Origin of the sequence: Pseudomonas sp. FH1 (assembly GCF_000510895.2) — a bacterium.
GTDB classification, from domain to species: domain Bacteria; phylum Pseudomonadota; class Gammaproteobacteria; order Pseudomonadales; family Pseudomonadaceae; genus Aquipseudomonas; species Aquipseudomonas azotoformans_A.
This window is the reverse complement of record NZ_AOHM01000039.1, coordinates 122,150-130,614: the sequence shown is the minus strand read 5'-3', so window position 1 is coordinate 130,614 and position 8,465 is coordinate 122,150. Positions and strand designations below refer to the sequence as shown.

The 8,465-nt window shown below is 54.2% G+C and carries 7 protein-coding genes; 6 read left to right on the top strand and 1 reads right to left on the bottom strand.

From position 1 onward, the window contains the following. The 4 genes from H096_RS34365 to H096_RS13820 all read left to right on the top strand — a co-directional run. The coding region (locus tag H096_RS34365; RefSeq protein ID WP_033898952.1) for a hypothetical protein at positions 1-530 on the top strand (530 nt) is incomplete at its 5' end. Between the two features lie 106 nt (positions 531-636). After that, complete coding sequence (locus H096_RS13830; RefSeq protein WP_033898949.1) at positions 637-819, top strand: hypothetical protein; 183 nt, start codon at positions 637-639, stop codon at positions 817-819. A 118-nt stretch (positions 820-937) separates the two neighbouring features. Beyond that, the gene (locus H096_RS13825) at positions 938-1,201 is read left to right on the top strand and encodes a BPSL0761 family protein (protein WP_023083526.1); all 264 of its coding nucleotides are present in this window, start codon (positions 938-940) and stop codon (positions 1,199-1,201) included. A gap of 2 nt (positions 1,202-1,203) precedes the next feature. After that, the gene (locus tag H096_RS13820) at positions 1,204-1,809 is read left to right on the top strand and encodes a DUF6088 family protein (protein WP_023083525.1); all 606 of its coding nucleotides are present in this window, start codon (positions 1,204-1,206) and stop codon (positions 1,807-1,809) included. 231 nt (positions 1,810-2,040) lie between these two features. Here the strand turns inward: H096_RS13820 and H096_RS13815 are convergent, their stop codons facing one another. Next, positions 2,041-2,415 carry a hypothetical protein gene (locus H096_RS13815; protein ID WP_241495496.1) on the bottom strand — a complete coding sequence of 125 codons (375 nt, stop codon included), beginning with the start codon at positions 2,413-2,415 and terminating at the stop codon, positions 2,041-2,043. Positions 2,416-2,841: 426 nt separating this feature from the next. On the opposite strand from H096_RS13815, the gene H096_RS34510 reads away from it, so the two are divergent. Both H096_RS34510 and H096_RS13805 read left to right on the top strand, forming a co-directional pair. After that, the gene (locus tag H096_RS34510; protein WP_051422029.1) at positions 2,842-5,355 is read left to right on the top strand and encodes a site-specific integrase; all 2,514 of its coding nucleotides are present in this window, start codon (positions 2,842-2,844) and stop codon (positions 5,353-5,355) included. Beyond that, positions 5,352-8,465 (top strand): tyrosine-type recombinase/integrase, encoded by a 3,114-nt coding sequence (locus H096_RS13805; protein ID WP_033898943.1) that lies wholly within the window; start codon positions 5,352-5,354, stop codon positions 8,463-8,465. The genes H096_RS34510 and H096_RS13805 overlap by 4 nt, the downstream gene beginning before the upstream one ends.

Sequence of the window (8,465 nt, the reverse complement as noted above, 5' to 3'; positions counted from 1 at the left end):
CTCAGGATGCCGTTCAGCTGAAAGCCCTGCAGGTCGGGGCGCTCACGAAATTCCGGTCAATTGAGTTGCACCACGGCCGAGCCGCGATCTCGCGCTCGCCAGATTCCGGTCTGATGACGCGACCAGGAGCGCTCGGCTGTTCCGGTTGCGCTGGAACGTATGGTCGGGACTGGGTGACTGCCGGCACTCAGGATGCCGTTCAGCTGAAAGCCCTGCAGGTCGGGGCGCTCACGAAATTCCGGTCAATTGAGTTGCACCACGGCCGAGCCGCGATCTCGCGCTCGCCAGATTCCGGTCTGATGACGCGACCAGGAGCGCTCGGCTATTTCCGGTTGCGTCGGAACGTATGGTCGGGGCTGGTTGACTGCCTGCGCACAGCATTCCGGTCAGACAGCGACACAGGGAGATTCACCACTTACTGCGCGGTTTACAGGGCGACGGGAATCCAGCGCTCGCCCCAGTTTTGCATCCACCGGAATTTGCCGAGCGCCTTGGATCACAGGAACACCTTCGCCAAAATAGTCAAATGAACCCTCATTTCCTAATCTGGGAACTGACGAAATTTGCGGCATCTGCGTTAGCGCAGCGGAACATCGGGTTACCGTGTGTCTCGTAAGTAATCGGGAGCGCACGCTGATGAGATGGTTTTTCGTGGTGATGCGTTGCGGTGGGGCAGGTCTCTGGCTAAGCGCCCAATATCAAGTTCCTCAATGGTTGCTTTGGCTGCTGCTGGCGCTGGGAACCACGGTATGGGGCCTGGCCAAGTGGATGGAACAGCAGGAGGCCGAGACGGAGCACGATCAGGATCGCAGGTGCTGATCAGGATTGGGCCGTATGGGATCTCCCAATGGCCGCAGCGCTGAACTACGCGCTGTGTGGTGGACGATGGTGAGCGAGCTATCCGGGGCTTTGAGTTCATGACCAGGAGATAACGAGATTGACCCTCCCTTACGAAAGAACACGCGCCATCGTCAAAACAGAGGAGTTCCTGCGTGAACTCTCCCGTCATTCGGGGTTACCGCAGGATATCCGCAGCTATGCGAAAAGCCTGCTCAGGCACTATCCATCTGCCGACCAGATTTTCTCGCTGGGGCGCCTTGAGGAATGTCTGGTAAACGAAGCGCTTGAAGATGAATACCGACGGCGGGTGATCGCCTTCCACCAGCAGCTGCTCTGCTCGTCGCTGGAGTCGACTCGATAGCGATGTCCCGCCCAGACTTTGAACCGCCGGTGTCTCACCTCGTCGCGCAGCGGCTGAAGCATCTGCGCAAGGGGAGGCCTTTCAGCATCAGGTGTCTTGCAGAGCTTGGTTCGAGCTCGGCCATCTCCAAGGCAGTCGCCCAACTTGTTCGCCGTGGCGAGCTTGAGCATGTGTATCGTGGCATCTACATGCGGCCGAAATACAGCCAGTACACCGGTCGGGTTCATCGTCCTGGGCCTTCGGACTTGGTGAATCTGATTGCCAGGCAGAACCGTTGGAAGCTGCAGATCCACGGCGCTGATGCCGTGAGGCGATTCGGGCTGAGTACACAGATGCCAGTCATTCCGATCTATTACACGAGCGGCCCCAGCCGATCGCTATTTGTGGGGAAGGCCGAGATCAGGCTCGTGCATGCTGCTCCGATGGTGATGCAGTGCGCAGGAACTAAAGTGGGGATGACCATCAGCGCTCTGTTTTATCTCGGCAAAGGTGGTACTACGCCGGAGTGTGTTGCTGTAATCAAAAAAGCTCTCAGCCCCGAAGACCTGAGCAAAATAGTGGCCTGCAGAATGCCGAAATGGATGCGCGCAGCGCTGGAGACAACATGAGCCGGTAAGAAGCAGCCAGACACTCCGTTTGGCTGCCTATCCCTCTATCAGTGTCGGACCTGCATCTATTGCTGGCTGCCCTTCTCCATATTTATCCGCGCGCTGCGGATATAGCTCACCGACATGCCCAGCCGGCGGGCGATCTCTGCGTCGGAAAGGCCCCCGAGCTCCGAGATAATTTCGGGTGTCATTTCGGGCAACGGTCGCTTGTACGCTTGTATTCCAAGCTCCCTACGCATTTTTTTTGACCGGAAAATTACTGGACGCTAAACGGTCAGCGACTTCTGTATCCGGCATCATACCCAGTAGAGCTATGGCTTCGCTGGTCCAAATGTCCTCCAGTGGTTTGAAACGCTCATGACTGATCTTTGACTCTGGGATCTTCAGCTCCGCTCTCGCACGTTTGATTCGCTTGATGCAAACACCAAATCTTTTTGCCAGTCGGTAATTGGTTTCCGTCGCCAGTTGCACAATCAAATCAGGTGACAGCTCGGTGCCTTCGGGGCAAAACCCAAGAATGTTATTTGATTGGCGAAATCGTCGAACGGTGCTGGCGCCCAGCCCAAAGCGCCTGGCCACCTCCCGATGCTCATTTTTACAACGCATGCTTTCCAGTCATTCATAGTGCTCTCTCCTGATACATGAGACGACGAAGCAATTATTTGCGTGGCCTCGTGTTCAGAGTGCGACTTTGAATACCCACGGCTTACCAAGCTGCATAGCGAGGCATCGTCTGTAGCACCTGGGCCAGTGCGACCAATACCAAAATCCGCGAATGCGCGAATTGAATGAGCGGGCCGCAGACTCAATCGTCCAGTCAAGATCAGCTAGTAGGCCAGCAGGTCTGTCTCGTAGCGCCGCTTTAGAATGGCCTTGGGCATATCGGATGTATCGATATGACGATTTTTCCGCGCATGCGCGGAATTTTGAACAACTCAAAAATAAAATTGCCTGGCGCGTAGCTCTACCCCCAAAACCAGTGGCCTTGGGACTTTCACTAACAGGTAGTAATCCAAAGAGTGAGAGCCCGTAATGCCAGATACATCCAATCATTCGGCGAGTGGAGATCAGCCACACATCAGCCCTGACTCACGGCATGCACAGCTGCTAGCGTTGGCTGCAGATGCTGGGCGTGATGTTGGTGTGATAGCGGAGATGCTGAGGTTTATAGATGTTCATCCGCAGCTAATTGATTTACCCCGAGTCATGCAGGGGTTTGTGAATGCGCTTGATGCCATGGACGTAGCGCCAGAGCTCAGCCTAGGTGCATGCGATCTCAGAGCCTGGCGGGACGAGTGCTGCTGGATTATTTCAATCCGAAATAATCCTGATTTTGTTGCGGCTTTGGGCCCCATGTTTTACCAGGGGGATGAGCGGCGTACACGCAACCCGGTCATCGGTAAGGGTGTACAAGAACACGCATTCCCATACGCGACGCTGTGGCACGAACCTGCTGATTCAGAATGCGAGCAGGATTACTACCGTCTTATTGGGCAGCTGCTCGTGGCCTATCAGCAAAGGGCTAATGGCTTGGGCCTCCGAGGTCAGAGATACACCGCGTACCTGGAACTCCGAGCGCTCTGCGCATTGCAGATACTGTCCATACCAGATGATCTTAATATATGGTCAAGTTCTGCTGTATTTGCGCAGGGCTGCTGTCAATTCGACGCCGGCAATTCAACTAATTATCTAGCAGAGTACTTCGCGCCGATCGTTCGTCTCGCCCGATACCTCGGTGGTGAGGAGCCGCCCGAGCGTCACGGTGGCGGCGGCCATTGTCACCATGGCGGTTCAAAAAGCACAGGCCTAGGTGTACTGATTAGCCAAGGGGCTACCGAGTTCCCGCTCGAGGATCCAGACGACCCAGATTTGCTCCCTGGATATATTACTTTCGTGGCGTCTCAACCGCTAGACGATAATTTAGATGAAGCACTGCCGCTAGGCGAAAGAACTGCTGCACGTGAAATATGTTTGATCGATACAAGAGGTGAAGTCAGACCATATGTAGCTGAATTGCTCAGCCATGAGGGTATGCTCGCTCATATTGCTCGCAGTCGGCAGTTTTTACCGTTTGGCTACAACCTGCTCACGCAGTATGAACTAGCAAACCTACTATTTGGTGTCACTGATGAATTTTTGCTCTGTCGGGAGCGAATTCGTAATGCTCCTGCCCAAGAGCAGATAAAGAATCGGAGGCGCTTGGAGGCACTGCTGGTACTTCATCTCATGCTCTGGTTCGGTCGTTCACTTGAGGACTGCAAAAAACTACGGATAGCTGAGCGCAATGCTCGCCCGAGCTCGGTGCTGGAGTTGGTTCTTGCTGATGAGACTGGGCCGGCGGAGTTCAGATTTTTTGCACCGACGCCAGACTATGCAGCGGAAGAGCTCCTGCCTCGAGATGCCGTTCGAGCATATCAGCCAACAATCTCGGTACCGGACATGGTTGGGGCGGCTGCGCTTGTTATGGCAATCCGGGACTTGTCGCCGGTGAATGGCTCCGCCGTTATCACCTGCAAGATCAAAGATGTCGAGCGTGAAATCCGAATCTTGTTGAGCGAGCTTGGGGGCGAAGATCCTCGCTACACGATGCACAAGGTGCGCTCCTATCTACATCGCCAAATCATCGCGGACACTCACGATGTGGTTGCAGCCACCATGCTATCGGGGATGCCTTGTCTATCGGCCAACACACCACTGTATTACAGCCAGTACAGCATTAACTATTTACGAGGCCTTTATCACCAGTCAGTTCAGAAGGTTTTAAATGGGGTTTATGCCACCGTGGGGCTGGAGGCTCCGAGTGCCCCAATGCTCGCCGTTCCGGAGGCGGCTGTTGGTGCCCGAAACTGCCTTAGACTGGATACGGTAAATGCTAATCTCAAGGCGTTGCTGGTAGTGCTGCGTAAACGCCCTCGAAAAAATCTTCAGCAGCTTGTTCATTGGCATAACTGCTTTTCGCTGTGGACGGTTCAAATGTTCTTTATGGCGACCGGATGTCGAGCTATTCGCGACCCGTTGAAGCAGGAAGATGAATTTATATCGCCTGGGGGACACGGCGCGCTGGGGGACAAAGGCTCAGATGATGGACATATGAGTCGCCTAGTAGTGTTGACTGACCTGCTAAAACGACAGTTAAAAGCCTATAAGGCTCACTGCAGAGCAATTACCGCACAACTCGAGTTACATGCACCGGCTCCTACCAACGGATTTTTCCTGCGCTTAACCGATGATGGTTGTCTTTGCTACGAGGAAATTCGGCCGCTCCATATCAAAGCTGTAATGCGCCAGATTGAGGGTTTCACACCTCATGCAGTAAATGGCTTCCGTAAGTTCTTGAGAACTGAGCTCGCCGAGCGCGGATGTCCGCCTGAGACACTGTCGGCTCTGATGGGCCATTGGCTGAGTGGCGAAGAACCACAAGATATTTACTCGAGCTTTTGTCCGCGTACCTATGTCCAGGGCCTTCATACCTACTTGTTGTCACTCATGCGGGAGCTCGGTTGGACGGTTCGCAACAGCCACTTGGTTGCGGAGGCTGATGCATGAATAGCTCGCGACTTTCGAGTGAAATGCTGTCTGTTGTCTGGAGCCCGGATAAACACGATCCAGAGTGGAAAAGCGGATATCTGGTAACACTCCGGGAGCGCTGCCAAAACTCCGGTAATAGCATCGGCGAATGGCTCTGCGGACAACGTTCGCTGCGTAGCTTTCCCATCAAAGAGATGCAAAATCTGGAGAATCAGCTCGAAAGCTCGACATTGCGCAACACGCTGCTAGACGTGACGCGCCGGGCGCAGCGTTTTAATCCGAGCTTGCCGCTGGCTCGGATAGCGATCGAAACGCCGCGCCGACCTAATCCGATTAATCCAGACCTATACAACTCAGTAAATTTGCCAGCCAGTCAAGATGTGATCAACACGCTAGAACGTGCAATCAGACTAGACCTTGAAAAACTTACATCCCATGAACGTATTGGGATACTTCTGCTGAGTGCTGCCTATTACGGCGCTCTGATGGACATTCCCCAGCTGAACGCGCTAACTCAACTTGAACCAGGGCAGGTAATTTGGATATCCGAAATACCAGAGTTCCGGCTGCGGCTCTCAATCCGAGGTCAACCTGAGGCTGAGAGCCGGCAGTGGTTTCCAGACCCAATAACGCTCTCGCTTCTGTCGCGCTGCGCTGCAGATCTAGCCGAGAACCGGTCTTACTTGGATCGAAAGGGCGGGAAGTTAAAGTGTATTCAAGCGGCGCTGGCCAAAGGAGAAATTTGCCCTGATAACCAGCCAGCCTCTCTAGAACGAGTGTTTGAGTTGCTGCGTATTGAGCGTCAAACACAGTTGCCACAGTTGTCAATAAATTATGCTACAAGATCCAACTTTGTGTCGCATTCTGTTTTGTCGGGCTCTTGGCTGCATTTGAACGGGAGTGCACCGGTACCAAGTAGCGAAGAGAAGCAGAAACGGAAAAAGCACCGGTTTCGCAGACCCCGACAAAATGTTCCCGAATGGTTGACTGTATTGTGCCGAAAAGTCCGCAAGCGGCAAATTTCACCAGTCGAGAATATATTTCCACCTCAGACGCTTGAAGCTTTGATCAATGGCTGGGCGGCATTCCTGCTTCACGGCCGCTCGTTTTACGGCAACATGTTACAGCCCAAAACAGTTGCCAACTATGTTCGGGATGTCGGTGTAGGTTTGGACAATCTGCTTTGTGCCGACTCGATCTTGGAAGTTTCGCCGGATGCGCTTGAGGAGCTCTATGAGCTGATGCTAGAGGCTCAGCCCACCTCGTCTATGAGGAGGAATCTCGCCAAGGGATTGTTGGAGTTTCATGGTCACCTGCAGAAAACTTTTGCGTATCCGCCAATCAGCCCATATAGCACGCTGGGCATTGGGAAAACACCTCAGTTCGTCGATGCTCAGATTCTCAATGAGGACCAATATCGTCTGGTCCTCCGGGACTTAGCCACAGGCCCTTTGAGCCAGCGCTCACCACGTCTCGCCATCGTTGCTCAAGCCATGATGATCTTCGGATTTCGTCTGGGATTGCGCCGCAATGAGGCACTGAAATTGCTGCGTCGAGACCTGCAATTGCCTTCGCTGCCTGATGCGCGAGCCGCTGCAGTAAGGCGTCGACATCAGAACCTCAAGCGGCTATCGCCTGAGCGATTTACTGTTCTTGAGCGACCGATCAACTTGCTTATTCGACCACATGCTCAGCGCGCGTTAAAAACACGCAACTCGACACGGACGCTGCAACTTCACGTGTTGCTTGAGCCAGATGAGTTGCAGCTCATTGAGCGCCTGGCCCAGCTACGCGATGACGAAGAGCTGAAGAGTCCATATTCGGAGTTCTTGTTCTGTATCCCGGAATTCCAGACTCGATGGGTATCTGAGTCAACACTGATGCCAGCTATTCATGACGCACTACGCCGGGTGACTGGGTGCAGCGATATGCACTATCACCACCTGAGGCATTCGGCCGCGACGTGGTTGACGTTTAAGTTAGCCGCGTCAGCATTCGGTATTAGTCAGGAGGCTGGGTTGCTGTTCGGTGAGCATCCGCAAACCATGAAATGGCTGCTGGACACAGAACGGTTCAATCGAGCCTTTCTTCACTCCCCGGAGTCCGCCACTCGACGTGTGATCCATATCACCAGCGCTGTGCTCGGGCATGCGAGTCCCAAAACATCCCTGCTCTACTACATCCATTGCATGCCATGGTTATCAGCGCTGTGCTGGCAGTGGAATCCTGAATTTTGGCCGCCTGGCCATGTCATCGCGAAAATTGCCCAGGTCAGTTTGCCAAACAAGCCGGACGACCTACCTGCGCCAGGCCTGCCTGCAGAGATTCGGCACATGCGGAGAATCATCGGCCGCATGCGGGTCTATAGGCGCAGCAACCAAGGAAAAATTAAGCGTCCGCTGATTTCCCATCAGACGAGTGAGGGTGGATGGGCACTGACGAGAATGAATGAAATCTCATCCATGCTCTCCTATGAGGCATACGCGGAGGCATCGGGGCAGTCGGTCAACATGGACTGGGTTGAGTTTACCGAAGCTGATCGATCAGCCATGTTGGAACGGGCGAGGTACATTAGCCACCTCGGCAAGCATCGCCTGCAGAGCCCAGCAATTTCTGACTCAGATCATAGAATTGAGCTTGTCCCAAGACCCCCTAAACACGGAGGTCTGGCCGGGGTGGTGGCCTATGCGGATCAGCTCTATCGCCTGCTAAGCAGCCGGCATAAAGCCAAAGCTGGTCGAGTGCTGGACGATTTCGTGGAACGCTGCTGGGCGAGCGAGACGACACTGCGCTTCTACCCCGGTAGGGATGATCAGAGTGCTCGTGAGTACCTGTGGCTGTTATCTGAGCTGGGCGTCCCTTGGGCTGATATTGAGTTCATCATTTACGATGAACGCACGCCCAGGCAAACCAAAAGTCGTTGGCGCACGGTTCTGGGAAAACCTCGTTTGAGGATCATTGAACAAGTCCCGGAGAATCGAAGCAGCCAGAACAGTCACATAGGCATTCGAGTGATGCTGCGTTTGCCAGGTGCCAAGCCCACTGCTCAGGAGCAGAACCATCACTCCGGCGCCGCCTTGCGCTACCTGATGCTGATGGCCTCCATCGACTGGCATTTCCGTGCCTGA